Source organism: Paenirhodobacter populi (assembly GCF_004022215.1).
Classification (GTDB): Bacteria; Pseudomonadota; Alphaproteobacteria; order Rhodobacterales; family Rhodobacteraceae; genus Rhodobacter; species Rhodobacter populi.
Map to the genome: position 1 here is coordinate 48,932 of NZ_SAUZ01000015.1, position 16,508 is coordinate 65,439.

19 protein-coding genes are annotated in these 16,508 nt (G+C 65.0%); 9 read left to right on the forward strand and 10 right to left on the reverse strand.

Features of this window, described 5'->3' with window-relative positions:
• Nucleotides 1-2 precede the first annotated feature (2 nt).
• The 10 genes from D2T30_RS13475 to D2T30_RS13520 form a co-directional block, all read right to left on the reverse strand.
• Nucleotides 3-926, reverse strand: a complete 924-nt coding sequence (locus tag D2T30_RS13475; RefSeq protein WP_128209281.1) for a manganese-dependent inorganic pyrophosphatase — start codon at nucleotides 924-926, stop codon at nucleotides 3-5.
• Between the two features lie 74 nt (nucleotides 927-1,000).
• Nucleotides 1,001-2,137 (reverse strand): 3-dehydroquinate synthase, encoded by a 1,137-nt coding sequence (aroB, locus tag D2T30_RS13480; protein WP_128209282.1) that lies wholly within the window; start codon nucleotides 2,135-2,137, stop codon nucleotides 1,001-1,003.
• Complete coding sequence (locus D2T30_RS13485) at nucleotides 2,134-2,673, reverse strand: NAD(P)H-dependent oxidoreductase (protein ID WP_164884304.1); 540 nt, start codon at nucleotides 2,671-2,673, stop codon at nucleotides 2,134-2,136. Before D2T30_RS13485 ends, aroB begins: the two co-directional genes overlap by 4 nt.
• A gap of 109 nt (nucleotides 2,674-2,782) precedes the next feature.
• On the reverse strand, nucleotides 2,783-3,346 hold the full coding sequence (gene ahpC, locus D2T30_RS13490; RefSeq protein ID WP_128209284.1) for an alkyl hydroperoxide reductase subunit C: 564 nt from the start codon (nucleotides 3,344-3,346) through the stop codon (nucleotides 2,783-2,785).
• A gap of 90 nt (nucleotides 3,347-3,436) precedes the next feature.
• Nucleotides 3,437-3,670: a hypothetical protein gene (locus D2T30_RS13495; RefSeq protein ID WP_128209285.1), complete on the reverse strand. Its 234-nt coding sequence runs from the start codon at nucleotides 3,668-3,670 to the stop codon at nucleotides 3,437-3,439.
• Between the two features lie 62 nt (nucleotides 3,671-3,732).
• Nucleotides 3,733-4,143, reverse strand: a complete 411-nt coding sequence (locus D2T30_RS13500) for a pyridoxamine 5'-phosphate oxidase family protein (protein ID WP_128209286.1) — start codon at nucleotides 4,141-4,143, stop codon at nucleotides 3,733-3,735.
• 72 nt (nucleotides 4,144-4,215) lie between these two features.
• Nucleotides 4,216-4,770, reverse strand: coding sequence for a hypothetical protein (locus D2T30_RS13505; RefSeq protein WP_128209287.1), 555 nt, complete (start codon nucleotides 4,768-4,770; stop codon nucleotides 4,216-4,218).
• A gap of 143 nt (nucleotides 4,771-4,913) precedes the next feature.
• Nucleotides 4,914-5,522, reverse strand: a complete 609-nt coding sequence (locus D2T30_RS13510) for a hypothetical protein (RefSeq protein ID WP_128209288.1) — start codon at nucleotides 5,520-5,522, stop codon at nucleotides 4,914-4,916.
• Complete coding sequence (locus D2T30_RS13515; RefSeq protein ID WP_128209289.1) at nucleotides 5,519-5,986, reverse strand: Fur family transcriptional regulator; 468 nt, start codon at nucleotides 5,984-5,986, stop codon at nucleotides 5,519-5,521. The genes D2T30_RS13510 and D2T30_RS13515 overlap by 4 nt, the downstream gene beginning before the upstream one ends.
• Nucleotides 5,987-6,016: 30 nt before the next feature.
• A complete protein-coding gene (locus D2T30_RS13520; protein ID WP_164884305.1) occupies nucleotides 6,017-6,466 on the reverse strand; it encodes a Fur family transcriptional regulator in 450 nt (149 codons plus the stop codon).
• Nucleotides 6,467-6,657: 191 nt separating this feature from the next.
• Between D2T30_RS13520 and D2T30_RS13525 the strand changes: the two genes are divergently transcribed.
• The 9 genes from D2T30_RS13525 (at nucleotide 6,658) to D2T30_RS13565 (ending at nucleotide 16,504) form a co-directional block, all read left to right on the forward strand.
• Nucleotides 6,658-7,557: a metal ABC transporter substrate-binding protein gene (locus tag D2T30_RS13525; RefSeq protein ID WP_128209291.1), complete on the forward strand. Its 900-nt coding sequence runs from the start codon at nucleotides 6,658-6,660 to the stop codon at nucleotides 7,555-7,557.
• 109 nt (nucleotides 7,558-7,666) lie between these two features.
• Nucleotides 7,667-8,548, forward strand: a complete 882-nt coding sequence (locus tag D2T30_RS13530) for a manganese/iron ABC transporter ATP-binding protein (RefSeq protein WP_128209292.1) — start codon at nucleotides 7,667-7,669, stop codon at nucleotides 8,546-8,548.
• Nucleotides 8,545-9,423, forward strand: coding sequence for a metal ABC transporter permease (locus D2T30_RS13535; protein WP_128209293.1), 879 nt, complete (start codon nucleotides 8,545-8,547; stop codon nucleotides 9,421-9,423). Before D2T30_RS13530 ends, D2T30_RS13535 begins: the two co-directional genes overlap by 4 nt.
• Nucleotides 9,420-10,253: a metal ABC transporter permease gene (locus tag D2T30_RS13540; protein WP_128209294.1), complete on the forward strand. Its 834-nt coding sequence runs from the start codon at nucleotides 9,420-9,422 to the stop codon at nucleotides 10,251-10,253. The genes D2T30_RS13535 and D2T30_RS13540 overlap by 4 nt, the downstream gene beginning before the upstream one ends.
• A 124-nt stretch (nucleotides 10,254-10,377) precedes the next feature.
• On the forward strand, nucleotides 10,378-11,445 hold the full coding sequence (locus tag D2T30_RS13545; RefSeq protein ID WP_128209295.1) for a hypothetical protein: 1,068 nt from the start codon (nucleotides 10,378-10,380) through the stop codon (nucleotides 11,443-11,445).
• A gap of 53 nt (nucleotides 11,446-11,498) precedes the next feature.
• Nucleotides 11,499-12,845, forward strand: coding sequence for a hemolysin family protein (locus D2T30_RS13550; RefSeq protein WP_128209296.1), 1,347 nt, complete (start codon nucleotides 11,499-11,501; stop codon nucleotides 12,843-12,845).
• A 155-nt stretch (nucleotides 12,846-13,000) separates the two neighbouring features.
• Nucleotides 13,001-13,972, forward strand: a complete 972-nt coding sequence (locus D2T30_RS13555) for a LysR family transcriptional regulator (RefSeq protein WP_206612956.1) — start codon at nucleotides 13,001-13,003, stop codon at nucleotides 13,970-13,972.
• A 70-nt stretch (nucleotides 13,973-14,042) separates the two neighbouring features.
• Nucleotides 14,043-14,342, forward strand: a complete 300-nt coding sequence (locus D2T30_RS13560; protein WP_128209297.1) for a DUF4167 domain-containing protein — start codon at nucleotides 14,043-14,045, stop codon at nucleotides 14,340-14,342.
• A 176-nt stretch (nucleotides 14,343-14,518) separates the two neighbouring features.
• Nucleotides 14,519-16,504: a conjugal transfer protein TraG gene (locus D2T30_RS13565; protein ID WP_128209298.1), complete on the forward strand. Its 1,986-nt coding sequence runs from the start codon at nucleotides 14,519-14,521 to the stop codon at nucleotides 16,502-16,504.
• Nucleotides 16,505-16,508: the final 4 nt, after the last annotated feature.

Sequence of the window (16,508 nt, forward strand, 5' to 3'; positions counted from 1 at the left end):
GGTCAGAGCGTCAGGGCCGGTATGATCTGCTTCTTGCGGCTGACGATACCGGGGAGGGTGAGGGTGTCGCCTGTCGGGCGCGTACCGAAACTGGCCTCGGCGATCCGGGCCACCAGATCGTTGGGGACCAGCAGGGTCGCCTCCTGTTTCAGGATGTCGATGATGAAGAGCAGAAGCTGGTCCGCCCCGCCTTGCGCGGCCGCCCCGGGCATGGCGGCCATCAGCGCGGCCTTGCGCCGCAACAGAAGTTCCGGCGTGGTCGTTTCCAGCACCGAGACCCGCAGCATCCTGCCGCCGACAGGGTAGGCCTTGGAATCCATGCCCAGCAGGGTCGGCTCGTCGAAAGCCGCGATATCGGATTTGGCCGCGAACATCTCGGCCGCATAGCCGGGAATCGCGATGTCGAGTTCCGCGGCCAGCGCCTCCGCCACCGCCACCGCCTGGTCATGAGGCGTGGTTGTCGGGGACCGGAACGCCAGCGTATCCGACAGGATGCAGGACAGCATCACCCCCTTCAGATCGCGGGGCATCCGTCCTATGTCACTGCCGATCAGGTCATGCAGGATGGTGGCGCTGCACGCCACCGGCCGGATGGCGATCTCGATGGGCGCCCTGGTCGTCAGCCCGCCTGCGAGAAGATGGTGATCGACGATTCCAATGATCTCCGCTTCCCGGATGGACGGCGGCAACTCGGTGGGATTGTTCGTGTCCACGATGAAGCAGCGGTCCCCGGACGCAACATCGGTCAGGACTTCCGGCGGTTCGAGATGCCAGCGGCGCAGAACGAATGCCGTCTCGGTGTTGGGCGGGCCGAGCGCGAACGCCTGTGCCGGCGCTCGCCGGACCTCGCTCAGATACCATTCCGCGATCAGCGCCGATCCGATGGCGTCGGTGTCCGGTGCCTTGTGGCCGAAGACCCTGATCATGGCGGTTTCCTTGTGCTGGCAGGTCATGACTGGCGAAAGAGGTATATTCTGGGGGGGGGGCAGGTCGGGAGTTTTCAATGAAGAGTCCGGGACGTCGCGGACCGCACAAGAGTGTGGAGCAAGGCGCCATGCGGGACCGAGCCCGCAATACGGCACTGACCGATGCGGTTCGGAAGGATGAAGCGAATCTCTCCCCCTTCGGCCTTCTTGTCCTGCTGCATGAACTCGACCAGCACCTGCGGAGAGGGCAGGTCCGCCCCGATATCCGAAAGTGTGGATTTCATCCCCATGCGCGCGAGATGAGAGCGCAGCCGCTGCATGTCCTCCTGCGGGCACATGTCGAGATGGCGGGCAAGCTCGAAGGCCAGCATGCAGCCGATGGCGACACTTTCGCCATGGAGAAGCCGGTCGGAATAACCTGTCGCCCTTTCCAGTGCGTGCGCGAAGGTGTGACCGAGATTGAGAAGCGCCCGGTCCCCGCTCTCCGTTTCGTCCCGTGCAACGACTTCGGCCTTCATCTCCACCGACCTTCGGATCGCGTGGTGCCTGGCAGAAGCGTCGCCAGTCACAAGGTCCGGGCCGTTCTTCTCAAGCCACGCGAAGAACCCCGCATCGCCGAGGAGGGCGCATTTCAGGATCTCGCCATAACCGGCGCGCAGATCCCGGCGGGGCAGGTGGTCAAGGACGCCGGTATCGGCCAGCACGAGCTCCGGCTGATGGAAGCTGCCGATCAGATTCTTGCCCTGCACGGTATTGATCCCCGTCTTGCCGCCGACCGAACTGTCGACTTGGGCGAGCAGGGTTGTCGGGATCTGCACAAAGCGGGTGCCGCGGCGCAGGATCGCGGCCGCGAACCCGGTCAGATCGCCGATGACGCCGCCGCCGAGCGCGATGATCAGATCGCCGCGTTCCACTTGCTGCCCGAGCAGCCACTCCGTGGTTCTGATAAGGGGCTGCCAGGATTTGGTTGCCTCGCCCGGAGGCAGGATCATTGCGCAGTGGGAAATCCCTTCGGTGACCAGGGAATGCGTGAGACGGCGCAGACAGAGCTTTGCCACGGTCTCGTCGGTGACGATGGCCACGCGGGGGCGGGACAGCAGCGGCATGATTTCGCGACCCGCCTGATCTATCAGCCCGGTGCCAATGAGGACCGGGTAGCCGTGGGTGCCGAGCTGAACCTGAACACGCTCGCGAAGACTATTCCCGATCATGGCGTAAGGCCTCCGATCAGGGCGGCAATCTCGTCCGAGGCGCGGGCGATGCGGTCGCCGAGTTCGGGACCGGGAGTGCCGGGACCGGCCCAGTCGGCCGGTGTGGCGAGTACGACCGTGGGCGCGACCAGTGCCCGCAAGCAGCCAAAGAGGCTGCGCACCGGCCCGTCGAGGGCGAGCGAAGCACGCGTGGTACCTCCACTGGCTGCGAGGAGGACCGGCTTGCTGCGAATCGCATCGGGTTCGATCGGATCCACGAACATTTTGAAGAGGCCGGAATAGCTGCCGTTGTGCAGCGGGGTGACCATGATCATCGCGTCGGCCTGCTGAAGGCATTGCAGCGCATTCCTCAGGCCGGTGTCACTCTCGCCGGTCAGAGTGGCGAGCAGGATGGATGTCGCAAGCGTGCGCAACTCGATCAGATGGGGCTGGGGCGACGAAGCGGATCCCTGCAACCTGTCCGCAAAGCAACCGGCGAGGGCGCTGCTTTGCGACGGGGTTCTGGTCCCTGCGGATATGATTGCGATGGTTGTCATGATGCTCTTCCGGCAGAGCCGGAAGCGCGGAGACACACCGCCAGTCGGGCTCATCGTCTTTCATGGAGAATGATGCGGACCGGCAGCAGGCCGCCGGTCCACGCTGTCGTCAGATCTTGCCCACGAGATCGAGTGACGGGGCGAGGGTCTGTTCTCCCTCCTGCCATTTCGCCGGGCAGACCTCGCCGGGGTGGTTGCGGACATATTGCGCGGCCTTGATCTTGCGCAGCAGGTCGGAGGCGTCGCGCCCGACGCCCTCGGCGGTGATCTCCACCGCCTGGATCACCCCGTCCGGGTCGATGATGAAGGTCGCGCGGTCGGCCAGGCCCTGTTCCTCGCGCATGGCGTCGAAGTTGCGGGTGATGATCCCCACCGGATCGCCGATCATCGTGTAGCGGATCTTGCCGATGGTATCGGAGGCGTCGTGCCAGGCCTTGTGGGTAAAATGCGTGTCGGTCGAGACCGAGAAGACCTCGACGCCGAGCTTTTGCAGTTCGTCGTAATGGTCGGCCACGTCGCCCAGTTCGGTCGGGCAGACGAAGGTGAAATCCGCCGGATAGAAGAAGAACACCGCCCATTTGCCGAGAACATCGGCTTCGGTGATCTCGATGAACTTGCCCTCTTTGAAGGCCGATGCCCTGAAGGCGCGAATTTTCGTGTTGATGAGTGCCATGTCATTTCCATTGGGCATGAGGGAGTTGCGCGGGAGCGGCGCCCCCGCAGTATGCAGTTCTGTTTGACCTTCTGATCGGGAGGCGCAGCGTCAGGCGCCGCCGCGCTCCCAGACCCGGGTGACGCCGATCTTCTCGGCGGGGTGGATCAGCCCGTCGCGCTGCATCCGGCGCAGGAGATGCAGGAGGCCGGTGCGGCTCATGCCGAGCCGGGTCTGCAATTCCATCTGGGTGCGCGGGCGGGCGAGCTGGTCGAGAACGAGCTGGCGTCGGGCGGTGGCTCCGGCATTGCGTCGGCCAAGAATTTCCGGGGTCTTCTTATACATTTTGTTCCGCCCGACGCTCACTCGCCGCCTCGACTGGGGGTAGAGGCGGGTCTCTCGCGCCCTCAGGCGCTCAGTTGATCCATCTTCTTGCCGGCATCCGGGCCGGAGCGCAGCGACCAGATATCGTCGATATGGACAAGAACCGCGAACTTCGGGGTCTTCATGCCGTTCTCGCCCGCGAAGGCCACGGCATTGTCGAAGGGGGCGCCTTCGGTGAACAGTTCGGGCGTGCCGAGGAAACGGTAGCCGTCGAGCTTCTCGCGATCAATGACCGCCACGGCGATTTTCGAGCCCTTCTGCATGTTGGCGAGTGTCTGGCCGCCGGTGTTTTCATTGAAGATCAGCGTGCTGTCGTCATAGACCCGCAGGCTGCGCTTCGGGCCGAGATTGGGGATACCGCCATCGGTGACGGTGGCCTGGATCGGCGTCTGCGTGGCGAGCATGTCTTTCATCGCGGGTGTCAGGGTCTTCATGGTCTGTCTTTCCTGTCGGGTGGAGGAGCCGCCGCATGTTCCGCCGGGCAGCAAGGCGGTTTGGGGATGGGATCAGTTCGTGAGGCCGCAATGCCCGCAACTGCGCGGATCGCCTGCGCGATCCATATGAGCGGCGGCATGGCTGACGGCGGCGACCGCCTCGCGCAGGCAAATGACATAGTGGCCTATTGCGGGTTCCGGAGCGGTCTGACCTGCCAGGTGTTCAGCCAATTCGGAGAGCGTGTATTTCAGATGCTGGATGCAGGCGATCCGTAATTCTATAGGGGTTGCCGGCTGCCGCGCGGCACCGATGAGCCGGTCGAAGGCGAGGATCAGCAGGCGGCGGCATTCCGGCTCGTTGCCATCCTGGCGGGCGAGCTGCGCCAGGTTATGGCAGGCGATGTTCATGATGGCCGGCAGGGGAACAGCCGTGTCCTCGGGGTTCAGTGTGGCAAAGAGCCGTTCGGCCTCCTCAAGGCCCCGCGTATAGAGCTTGCGGGCCGGTTCCACGGCACCATCCCTGAACGCCTGATTGGCCGCCGAGGTCAGTTCCAGCCAGCGATGGTCGCGCAGGATCGGGGTCGCGGATGCGATGGAAAGGTTTTCGGGCATGGTGCGGGCGTTCATATGGGGACTCCGGTGGCTCTGGGTGCGGGCATGACGAGACGGTTGCGTGGCCTGCACGCATTCTCGTCGGACGGAAAGGAACAGGTTCCGATCAGGGTCCCATAGGGGAGCAGGCCTGATCCGGCGGTCGTGGGTTCGTTATCTCAACTGGCACGCAGACTCTCCTGACCCTGGGCGGCATTCCGTGACGGGCCGCCGTTCAGGAGGGTGGCGATGACGGCAAGCGCATGGGAGATTGCGAGGATGGAGGAGATCGCCCCGTCTGCAACGCCAGCCGCCTGTGCAGCGCCGAGCCGGGGCTCAAGATCGACCCGACCGGCCCAGGCGGCAGTGGCGGCGAGGGCGAAAAGCGCGACCTCCGGTGCATCCTGATCCTGTGCTATGTCAGGAGAGCATCCGGCACCGGTCGCGCCCGGGCTGGCTCCCTGCGCCAGCAGCGCCGCGACCGTCACCCGTTGCGCAAGATCGCGGGTCTGATGGGTGATCCGACCTTCTGCATCCCGTTGGACAGCCTGGACCAGATCGGGGTGTCCGGTGGCGATGGCCGCCGCGATGGCAGCGCCCCATTTCTGATCCTCGCTCAGGGATCCCGGGTTCTGATCGAGGGCGAGGAGGAGCCGCGAACCCGCGATCTCCGCCCATGCGGGCAAGGTCGCGCAAAGCGCGGCCAGAGGGCGAAGCGGGGGCTTGCCGGTAGACCGGGTGATCAGCGACTGGCGCGCGATCTGACGCAGATGCTGGCGACGGTTCATGCGGTTGCTCCTGTGTTCGGCGGCGCCATCGGTTCAAGGCGGATCACCACGTCGATATTGGCGATCCGGTAGCCCTGCGGCGGCTCGGGCAGCCGGGCGAAGGCGATCTCTTCCGGTTCGATGTCGATCACCCGGTTGTCGGCCTCGACATGGAAATGGTGATGATCCCCGGTGCCGATGTCGAACTGGGCCGGGCCTCCGGCGGTGGCGAGGCGGCGGATCAGCCCATGCGCCGCAAACTCGCTCAGGGTGTTGTAGACCGTCGCCAGCGACAGGCGCTGCCCGGCTGCCATCGCGGCCGCGAAGATCTCGTCGGCCGTGAAGTGGTGATAGCTCCGACCGAACAGGATATCCGCGATGGCGCGGCGCGGGCGGGTGCTGCGCAGCCCCGCCGCCTCCAGCAGGTCGGCGCCCGTCGGGTCCGGGCGGGATGGATCGGTCTGAATGATGGCTTCCTGGAGCATGGGAGCTGGCTTGTCGCTTTGGTTTCGGGGTCAGGATCTGTGTTCGGAGGCATCATCGCGGCGAATGCGGCACAGCACATCTACGCCGGAGATCGTATAGCCAGGCGGCGGCGGCGGCAGATCGCCCAGGCGGATCAGATCGGGCGGGATGTCGAGCAGGCGGTCCTCGTCCTCGACATAGAAATGGTGATGATCCTCGCCTTGCAACTCATACCAGGCGGTGTTGCCGTAGATCGGCACCCGCCGCATGAGGCCGGAGGCGCAGAAATGCTTGAGGCTGCCATAGACGCGGCTCAAAGAACCGGGCGCACCCCGCCTGCGCACCTCGTCATACAGGCCCTCGGCCGAAACATGAGCCGGGGGCTGGCCGAACAGGATGTCGATCATCGCCAGACGCTGCCGGGTCGCGCGCAGCCCGGCCTCGGAGAGGATGCGGCGCGCTTCGTCGGGGGCAAGCCCGCTGTCGTGGCTCAGCGTCATGATCGACCTCATATATTGCGAGTGAGTCGCAACAAAGATGCGCGGACTGTCCGGGGGCGTCAAGTTAATATTGCGACTGATTTGCAGTTGCAATTTCTAGAGCGCGCACTATTCATATTGCGACTCACTCGCAGCTAAGTCTTGGGCTCGACTGCGATGGATCTTGACCCGAAAACAGGAAAGGACTTCCGATGTCTTCGACACTGTCGCGTCTGCTTGGCGCTGTTACAGCCACGGCTTTGATGGCCGGCACCGCCATGGCGGATGATGACCGCATGAAGGTCGTGACGACCTTTACAGTTCTGGCCGATATGGCAAGCCGGGTGGCAGGAGATGCCGCAGATGTGGTGTCGATCACCGTTCCGGGCGCCGAAATCCACGGCTACGAACCGACGCCGCAGGACATCGTGCGCGCCCAGGATGCCGACCTGATCCTTTGGAACGGCATGAACCTGGAACTGTGGTTCGAGCAGTTTCTGCGCAATCTGGGCGACGTGCCTTCGGTCACACTGACCGACGGGATCGACCCGATCTCGATCTCGGGTGGCGAATATGACGGCAAGCCGAACCCGCACGCCTGGATGGGCCTCGACAATGCGCTGATCTATATCGACAACATCCTCGCCGCCTTCGCGGCCCAGGACCCGGAGAACGCGGCGACCTATGTGGCCAACGCCACCGCCTACAAGGCCGAGTTGCGCGCGACGCTGGAGCCGCTGCGCCGCCAGATCGCCGAAGTGCCCGAGGCGCAGCGCTGGCTCGTGACCTGCGAAGGCGCCTTCAGCTATATCGCCCGCGATTTCGGCATGCAGGAGCTCTATCTCTGGCCGATGAACTCCGACCAGATGGGCACGCCGCAGCAGGTGCGCGCGGTGATCGACGGGGTGCGCGAGCACAACATCCCGGTCGTGTTCTGCGAAAGCACGGTGAACACCGCCCCGGCCCAGCAGGTCGCCCGCGAGACCGGCGTCCGCTACGGCGGAGAGCTTTATGTCGACAGCCTGTCGGAGCCCGATGGCCCGGTCCCGACTTATCTCGACCTGCTGCGCGTGACCTCCGAGACCATCGCCAATGGCCTGTCGGTCGAGTGATCTGACCGCGTGAACCATCAAGCCTGTCGCGCCGCCCGGCGCGGCAGGTTCGGTCGTTCAGGCACTGGCATCTCCGGGCGACCGTCCCTCTCCGGCAGAAAGACGACAGATGATGCATGACAATTCGATCCATGCCGATGACGGAGCGGGGATCATCGCGCGCGACGTGACGGTGACCTACCGGAACGGCCATACGGCACTGCGCAACGCGAGTTTCCAGATCCCGAAAGGCACGGTGACGGCGCTGGTCGGCGTGAACGGCGCGGGGAAATCCACGCTCTTCAAGGCGGTCATGGGTTTCGTGCCGGTGGCGAAGGGCGAGATCCGGCTTCTGGGCATGACGGTGAAAGAGGCGCTGAAGAAGAACCTGGTCGCCTATGTGCCGCAAAGCGAGGAGGTCGACTGGTCTTTCCCGGTGCTGGTCGAGGATGTCGTGATGATGGGGCGCTACGGCCATATGGGCTTTCTGCGCATCCCGTCGAAAGCCGATCATGCGGCGGTCAGCGCTGCTCTGGCCCGCGTCAACATGCAGGACTACCGCCATCGCCAGATCGGCGAGCTGTCCGGCGGGCAGAAGAAACGCGTTTTCCTGGCCCGTGCCCTCGCCCAGGACGGGCAGGTGATCCTGCTGGACGAGCCCTTCACCGGCGTCGATGTGAAGACCGAGGAGCAGATCATCGCCCTGCTGCGCGAGCTGCGCGACGAGGGCCGGGTGATGCTGGTCTCGACCCACAACCTCGGTTCGGTGCCTGAATTCTGCGACCGCGTGGTGCTGGTGAAGGGGACGGTGCTCGGCTACGGCCCGACCGAGACCACCTTTACCCGCGACAATCTCGAGGCGGCCTTCGGCGGCGTGCTGCGGCATTTCACCCTCGGCGGCGACGCGCTGCATGACGATGCCGACGCGCGCCATGTCACCATTCTGACCGACGACGAACGCCCGCTGGTGCAATACGCGGGCCGCACGCATACGCGGGAGGGGGCGAAATGACGGTGCTTCTCGAACCTTTCGCATACAACTACATGACCAATGCCATGTGGGTCTCGGCGCTGGTCGGCGGGGTCTGCGCATTCCTCTCCGCCTATCTGATGCTCAAGGGCTGGTCGTTGATCGGTGACGCCCTGTCCCACTCCGTGGTCCCCGGCGTCGCAGGGGCCTACATGTTGGGCCTGCCCTTCGCGCTCGGGGCCTTCCTCTCGGGCGGGCTGGCGGCGGCGGCGATGCTGTTCCTGTCGGACCGGTCGGGCCTCAAGGTCGATGTGGTGATCGGCCTGATCTTCACCTCCTTCTTCGGCCTGGGGCTGTTCATGGTCTCGGTCAATCCGATGTCGGTCTCGGTCCAGACCATCACCATGGGCAATATCCTGGCGATTTCGCGCGAGGACACGATCCAGCTCGCCATCATCGGCTTCGTCTCGCTCGGCGTGCTGCTGCTGAAGTGGAAGGACCTGATGGTGGTGTTCTTCGACGAGAGCCACGCGCGGTCCATCGGCCTGCATCCGGGGGCGCTGAAGGCGGTGTTCTTCATTCTGCTTTCGGCCTGCGTGGTGGCCGCGATGCAGACGGTCGGGGCCTTCCTCGTCATCGCCATGGTGGTGACGCCCGGGGCGACGGCCTATCTGCTTTGCGACCGTTTCCCGCGGCTGATCGCGCTGTCCGTCGCCATCGGCACGGTCACGAGCTTCGTCGGCGCCTATGCCAGCTACTTCCTCGACGGGGCGACCGGCGGCATCATCGTCTGCCTGCAGACGCTGATCTTCCTCGCGGCCTTCGTCTGGGCGCCGAAGCACGGACTTCTGGCGGCAAAAGCCAAGGCGCGTGCCGCCCTGCGTGAAGACGCGCTGAACGGGGAGGCTTTCCAATGATCGACACGCTTCTCCTGCCGTTCCAGTTCGGCTTCATGCAGAACGCCTTCTGGATCGCCGCCATCGTCGCGGTGCCCACCGCGCTCCTATCCTGCTTTCTCGTTCTCAAGGGCTGGGCGCTGATGGGCGATGCGGTCAGCCATGCAGTCCTGCCGGGGATCGTGCTGGCCTATATCTTCGGCTTCCCGTTGATCCTCGGGGCCTTTGCAGCCGGCCTCTTCACCTCGGTCGCCACCGGCTATCTGGCCGAGAACAGCCGGGTGAAGCAGGATACGGTGATGGGCGTGGTCTTCTCCGGCATGTTCGGCCTCGGGATCGTGCTCTACACCTCGATCACCTCGGACGCGCATCTCGACCATATCCTGTTCGGCAACATGCTGGGCGTGGGGCCGGAAGACCTCTGGACGGCTGGCGGGATCGGCCTGGTGGTCTCTGCCCTGCTGCTGTTGAAGTGGAAGGATCTGATGCTGCATGCTTTCGATCCGGCGCAGGCGCGGGTCTCGGGTCTGCCGGTTGGGCTCTTGCATTACGGGCTTCTGACGATCCTCTCGCTGACCATCGTCGCCACCATGTCGGCGACCGGCCTGATCCTGGCCGTTGGGCTGCTGATCGCACCGGGTGCGATTGCCTTCCTCGTCACCCGCAGCTTCGGCAAGATGCTGGTGGTGTCGGTCGTGGTCTGCCTCGTCTCGATGCTGGGCGGGGTCTATGCCAGCTTCTTCCTCGACTCTGCGCCCGCGCCCACGGTGGTGCTGATCCTGACCGCGATCTTTATCGTCGCCTTCATCCGCAAGACCCACCTACAGCGCAGGGTCACGGCCGCGATCTGAACATTCCAAAGAGCGGAGCCAGCAGGTCACAAGCCCCCGCCATTGCGCTGCCGGTCTGGCGGGGAAACCCGCCAGCGGCCCCCTCTGGCGCGAGCAGTCGCGCCCACCGTCAAAGGAAACTTCCATGCGTGGCACCTCGCTCGCCGCAACCGCATTCGCGCTTGGCCTGACCGCCTCCGCAGCCTCGGCGGAAATCGCGTCACCTTGGGAGGGAGAGCTTGGGCTGGAGTTCGGCATCGACTCGACCTTCCGCTCCGACGATCCCGACGCCGAGCTGACCGATGTGTTCGGGACCGCCGAACTGGCTCTGCGTCTGCGCCTGACAAAAGGCGCCGCGCTGAACTTTGGCGCGACCGCGGAATCCGTCCTCGACCCGCGCCCCGGCAAGGATCGCACCTTCGGCGACATCGGCCTCTATATCGACACGCTGAATGTCGAGGTTGAAGCCGGTCCGGTGACCCTGACCGCAGGGAAATTCGCGGCCGGCTTCGGAACCGCCTGGGACACCATGCCCGGTATCTGGGGGTCCGATCTGGCCGAGGATTATGAACTGGCCGAGCAACTGGGCTTCGGCCTAGCCTGGGATCTGGGCGAGACCCCGGTGGGCGCGCTGACCTTCGGGGTGAATCTGTTTACAGCCGATACCAGCGCCCTGTCGGACTCCGCCTTCACGAAACGCGGCCGGCTGACGCGCGCCGATGGCGGGGCCGGCAATACCGGCAAGCTGAACAATGTCTCTCTGACCCTCGACGGCGCGGATATTGCGGCGGCCCCCGGCCTGTCCTGGCATCTGGGTTACCGCGAACTGAAACCCGGACTGGGCGACAGCGCGACCGAACGCGGCATGGTCTTTGGCCTGGCGCAGGCGCTCGACCTTGGCAACGGCACCGAGTTGACGGTCGTCGGTGAGGTGGCGCGGCTGCGAAATGTCGGTGGCGGCGATGACCGGGCCGATTATGCGACGCTGGGGATCGGCTTCGCGCGCGGTCCCTGGCACGGCGAGATTGCTGCCTCCACCCGCAAGACCCGCCTCGGTGCCGGCGGTTCCGAGCGCGACAGTCTGGTCCAGATCTCCGGCGGCTACACCTGGGAGAACGGCATCGACCTCAGCCTCGGCTATGCCAGGCTCTCCGAAGCGGGCGCGAAATCCGACACCATCGGCCCGCGCCTGACCCGCAGCTTCAGCTTCTGATCTTTGGCCTCGGGGATCGTCCCCGGGGCCGGTTCCAGCCTCACCGGGACACCATGGACTTTTTCGACTGGACCATCCTCGTCAAGCTGTCGGCCGTTTTCGTTCTGGTCGTTGCAAACGGCTTCTTCGTCGCCTCGGAGTTCTCGCTGGTGGCGCTGCGCCGCTCGCGGATCGACCAGATGCGCAACGAGGGGCACCCGCTGGGGCAGGAACTCACCCGGGCCAGCGACAATCTCGACGCCTATCTCGCCGCGACCCAGATCGGTATCACCCTGTCCTCGCTCGGTCTCGGCTGGATCGGCGAACCGGCCGTCGCCGCGGTCCTTGGTCCGTTGTTCTCTGGTCTGCCCGCGCCCCTCAACTGGCTGGGCACCCATACGGCCGCCTTCATCATCGCCTTCAGCCTGGTCACCTTCCTGCATGTGGTCTTTGGCGAGCTGCTGCCCAAGAGCCTCGCGATCCAGAGGTCGGAACAGGTGGCGCTGCGCATCACCCGGCCGCTGGCGATCTTTCTCCTGATCTTCCGCCCGCTGCTCTATGTGCTGAACGGCTTTGCCAACTGGGTCCTGCGCAAGATCGGCCTCGATCCGGCAACAGGGGAAGGTCACCTCTATTCCATGGAGGAACTGCGGCTACTGATCTCCGCCTCGAACGAGGCCGGGCTGATCCACAAGGCACAAGGCAATCTGGTGGATCGTGCCCTGACGATGGGAGACCGCAAGGCGCTGGCCTATATGACGCCTGCGGTCGATCTTGAATGGGTGGAGCTGGATCGCCCTCTTGCCACGATCCGGGCGCAGATGCTGGCAAGCCCCTACAGCCGCTTTCCGGTGCGGATCGGAGACGGCTTCGGCATCATCACCGCCAAGACCATCCTCGGCCTCGATCCCGCACTGCCCTCCCTTCCGCCGGAGGCAATCACGGAGGCAGTTTTCGTCCCGGAACATGCGCGGGTGCTCCAAGTCATGGAGGAGTTCCGCCGCAAGCATCTGGAATGCGTTCTGATCCTCGACGAACACGGAGATCTGGAGGGGATGCTGACGACGCACGACCTGTTCGACGCGCTGGCCGGGGATAGCCGCTCTCAGCCTCAAACGGTGAAGATGAAACCACGAAAACCGGGGGCAACTGCGATACCGGCGGGGATCGGGGAGGGTCGGATATTCGACGCCGGACTTCCCCTGGACGAATTCGCCCGGATGATTAACCACCCGTTTCTCGGGGTGCAGGAATACCGCTGGTACAACACGCTTGCGGGCTTCGTTCTAGAGCAAATGAAACAGATACCCCAAGTGGGCCAGTGCTTCGTCCACGATGGCTTGCTTTTCGAGGTTGCGGAAATGCAGGAGCGCAGGATTACGAGGGTCCTGGTGCAGGACCAGACCAGACAACGAAGCTGATCAACTCTCTGGGATGAGCAGGACAGTGAACGACGTTTTTCGGACCGTTCTCGATTTGTCGATCACTTTGGCTATCAATTCACCCTGAGGTGACCGGAGGACCGAAAGCAAGGGGCACAAAGTGAGGACTGCCTGTGAAGGAGGTGACGAGTATCGTGAGCGACGAACAACCGTCGAAAGGGCGGATGACTGCCCGCAGCAGCGTCGCCCGCGTCGGCCGCCGGATATCGCTGCTGACCCTGACGCAGGTTCTGGCGGTGGCCGAGCATCTGAACTTCCGCCACGCCGCCGAGGCGCTGGGCATGAGCCAGTCCAGTCTCAGCACGCGGATCCGCAATCTGGAGGAGGAGATCGGCGTCCTCGTCTTCGAGCGCCGCCATCGCGGCGTGCGCCTGACCGAGGCGGGGAGGGCTTTCGTGGCCGAGATCGCATCCGGTCTCGGCCAGATCGACCATGCGGTCACCGTGGCGAAGACCTTCGCGGAGGGCAGGTCCGGCAGGCTGCGGATCGGGCTGCACGGCGTTCCGGCCACCGGCTTCGTGGGCACGCTGCTCGGCAATTACGGGCGGAACCGGCTCGGGATCGAACTCGTGGTGACCGAGGGCCAGATCGAGGATGCGGTCCCGGCGGTGATCGGGGATCATGTCGATATCGCCCTGGTGGTCGGCGAGCCGCGCGCCCCGCAATGCCACAGCCGGCTGCTCTGGTCCGAGCCGCTGGTGCTGACGCTCGGGCAGAATCATCGGCTTGCCGCCAGGGATGAGATCCACTGGCGCAATCTGGACGGCGAGACCTTCCTGATCCGGCATGGCGGGGCAGGGCCGCTGGTGCGCGACCATGCCGTGCGGCGGATGGGCGAGCACGGGATCACGCTGCATTTCCGGCGGGTCGACGTGGAGCGCGATACGCTGATGCAGATGGTGTCGCGTGGCGAGGGCGTGACCTTCTCGGGCACCAGCCTGAAGGCCGTCGCATCCGAGGGCCTGATCTGGCGCCCGATCGCGGACGACGACGAGCCGGTGCGGCTCCACGCGCTCTGGTCGCCGCAGAACCGCAGCAAGACCCTGAGGGATCTCCTCGCGATGGCGGGCAAAACCCGTGCGGGCTATCGCTCGGCGCCTCGCTGACAATCACGTCGCCCAGGCCCGCAGGCAGAGATGAAGCGGCCGACAGGCCGATGCGCAGCAAAGAGGCAGGATGAATCAGCACCGACCGAACAATCAGTTCCGGCCCGAAGAGCGTCGGCCGGCCCACCTGTCTCCGTGGCATACCGGCAGTATCGTCAATCGGGTCTACGAGAGTTCCGGACCGGCGGGGAAGCTCCGCGGCACGGCGCAGGATCTGGTCGCCCGATATCTTTACCACGCGCGTGAGGCCGGGATGCGCGGCGACGCGGTCGCGATGCAGGCCTGCCTGCAATATGCGGAACATTACCGCCGTATCATGGACCGGATCATGGACGAGGCCAGCGTCGGCCGGTTCGATCGCGGGCGCTGACCATGGGTGTCTTCGCCCGCGGGAGCACATTCAGATCGAATCGACGCGCCGCCGCAACCCGGCCTTTTCACCGCCGATAGCTACCCGGCAGCCCTCCCGGGCCGGATTCCCTGTTGCCGATCAGCGGATCGGTCACTCTCTGATCGGCTCCGTATCATCTGCAGATCGGAGGCGGGATGCGCGGAGGCCGGATTCTCTGGGGACAGATCGCGGTGGTCTTCACCATCGTCATGGTGATGACCTGGGCGGCGACGCAGTGGACAGCCTGGCGGCTCGGCTTCCAGGCTCAGCTCGGCAATCCATGGTTCGAACTGGCGGGCTGGCCGGTCTATCATCCCCCCGCCTTCTTCTGGTGGTGGTTTTCCTTCGACGCCTATGCGCCCGCGGTCTTCATCGAGGGCGGCATCATCGCGGTCTCGGGCGGTTTCATCGCCATCGCGGCCGCCATCCTCATGTCGATCATCCGGGCGCGCGAGGCGCGAAACGTCGCGACCTACGGTTCGGCGCGATGGGCCGAAGATCGCGAAATCCGCGCCGCCGACCTGCTCGGCCCCGATGGGGTCGTGCTCGGCCGATACGACCGGGACTATCTGCGCCACGATGGGCCGGAGCATGTCCTGTGCTTCGCCCCCACGCGGTCGGGTAAGGGCGTTGGCCTTGTGGTGCCAACGCTGCTGACCTGGCCGGGAAGCTGCATCGTCCATGACATCAAGGGCGAGAATTGGACCCTGACGGCCGGCTTCCGCGCGAAACATGGTCGCGTTCTGCTGTTCGATCCAACCAATGTGAAATCCTCCGCCTACAACCCGCTTCTGGAGGTGCGGCGGGGCGAATGGGAGGTCCGCGACGTGCAGAACATCGCGGACATATTGGTCGATCCAGAAGGCAGTCTCGACAAGCGCAACCATTGGGAGAAGACTTCTCATTCGCTGCTTGTCGGCGCGATCCTGCATGTCCTCTATGCGGAGAAGGACAAGACGCTGGCGGGCGTCGCCAGTTTCCTGTCCGATCCTCGTCGCCCGGTCGAAGCCACTTTGCGCGCGATGATGGACACGCCGCATCTCGGCGAGGCCGGCGTTCATCCCGTCATCGCGTCCTCGGCCCGCGAACTGTTGAACAAGTCCGAGAACGAACGGTCGGGCGTATTGAGCACGGCGATGTCGTTTCTCGGCCTCTACCGCGATCCTGTCGTGGCGCGCGTCACCGCACGTTGCGACTGGCGCATTGCCGATCTGGTCGGCAGCCGCCAGCCGGTCAGCCTCTACCTTGTCGTGCCGCCGTCCGACATCAACCGCACGAAACCGCTGATCCGGCTGATCCTCAACCAGATCGGCCGGCGGCTGACCGAGGAACTGAACACGTCCGGCAAGCGCCACCGCCTGCTGCTGATGCTGGACGAGTTTCCGGCGCTCGGCCGTCTGGATTTCTTCGAATCCGCGCTCGCCTTCATGGCCGGCTACGGTCTCAAGAGCTTCCTGATCGCGCAGTCGCTGAACCAGATCGAACGTGCCTATGGCCCGAACAATTCGATCCTCGACAACTGCCATGTCCGCGTCGCCTTCGCCACCAACGACGAGCGCACGGCCAAGCGCGTGTCGGACTCCCTTGGCACCGCGACCGAGATGCGCGATTCCACCAACTATGCCGGCCATCGGCTCGCGCCCTGGCTCGGGCACCTCATGGTGTCGCGGCAGGAGACCGCCCGCCCGCTGCTGACGCCGGGCGAGATCATGCAGCTTCCGCCCGCCGACGAGATCGTCATGGTGGCGGGCACGCCGCCGATCCGGGCGAAGAAGGCGCGCTATTTCGAGGACGCGCGCTTGCAGGAACGCATCCTGCCGCCGCCCGAACTGGTCTCCGCTCCGGCGGCTGCACCAGCATCCGACGACTGGTCGAGCCGCGTCCTCTCGATGAGAGGCGGCACAGCCGCCGTCGCCGGGAACGATACCGAAGGCGACCCGGCCAATGCCGGTATCCGCCGCGAGCCGGAATTGCCCGAACACGAGGAAATCGTCGCGCCGCCACCGTCGCCCGCGCAGGAGTTCGAGTTTCTCGACGACGAGCCGGACGTGGATGCCGCCAAGGCCCGCGCCCTGCGCCAGCGCATGCGGATCGTGGCGCGGCAGGTCGCCCTGAACCCCGACGACGGCATCGAGCTTTGAGGAA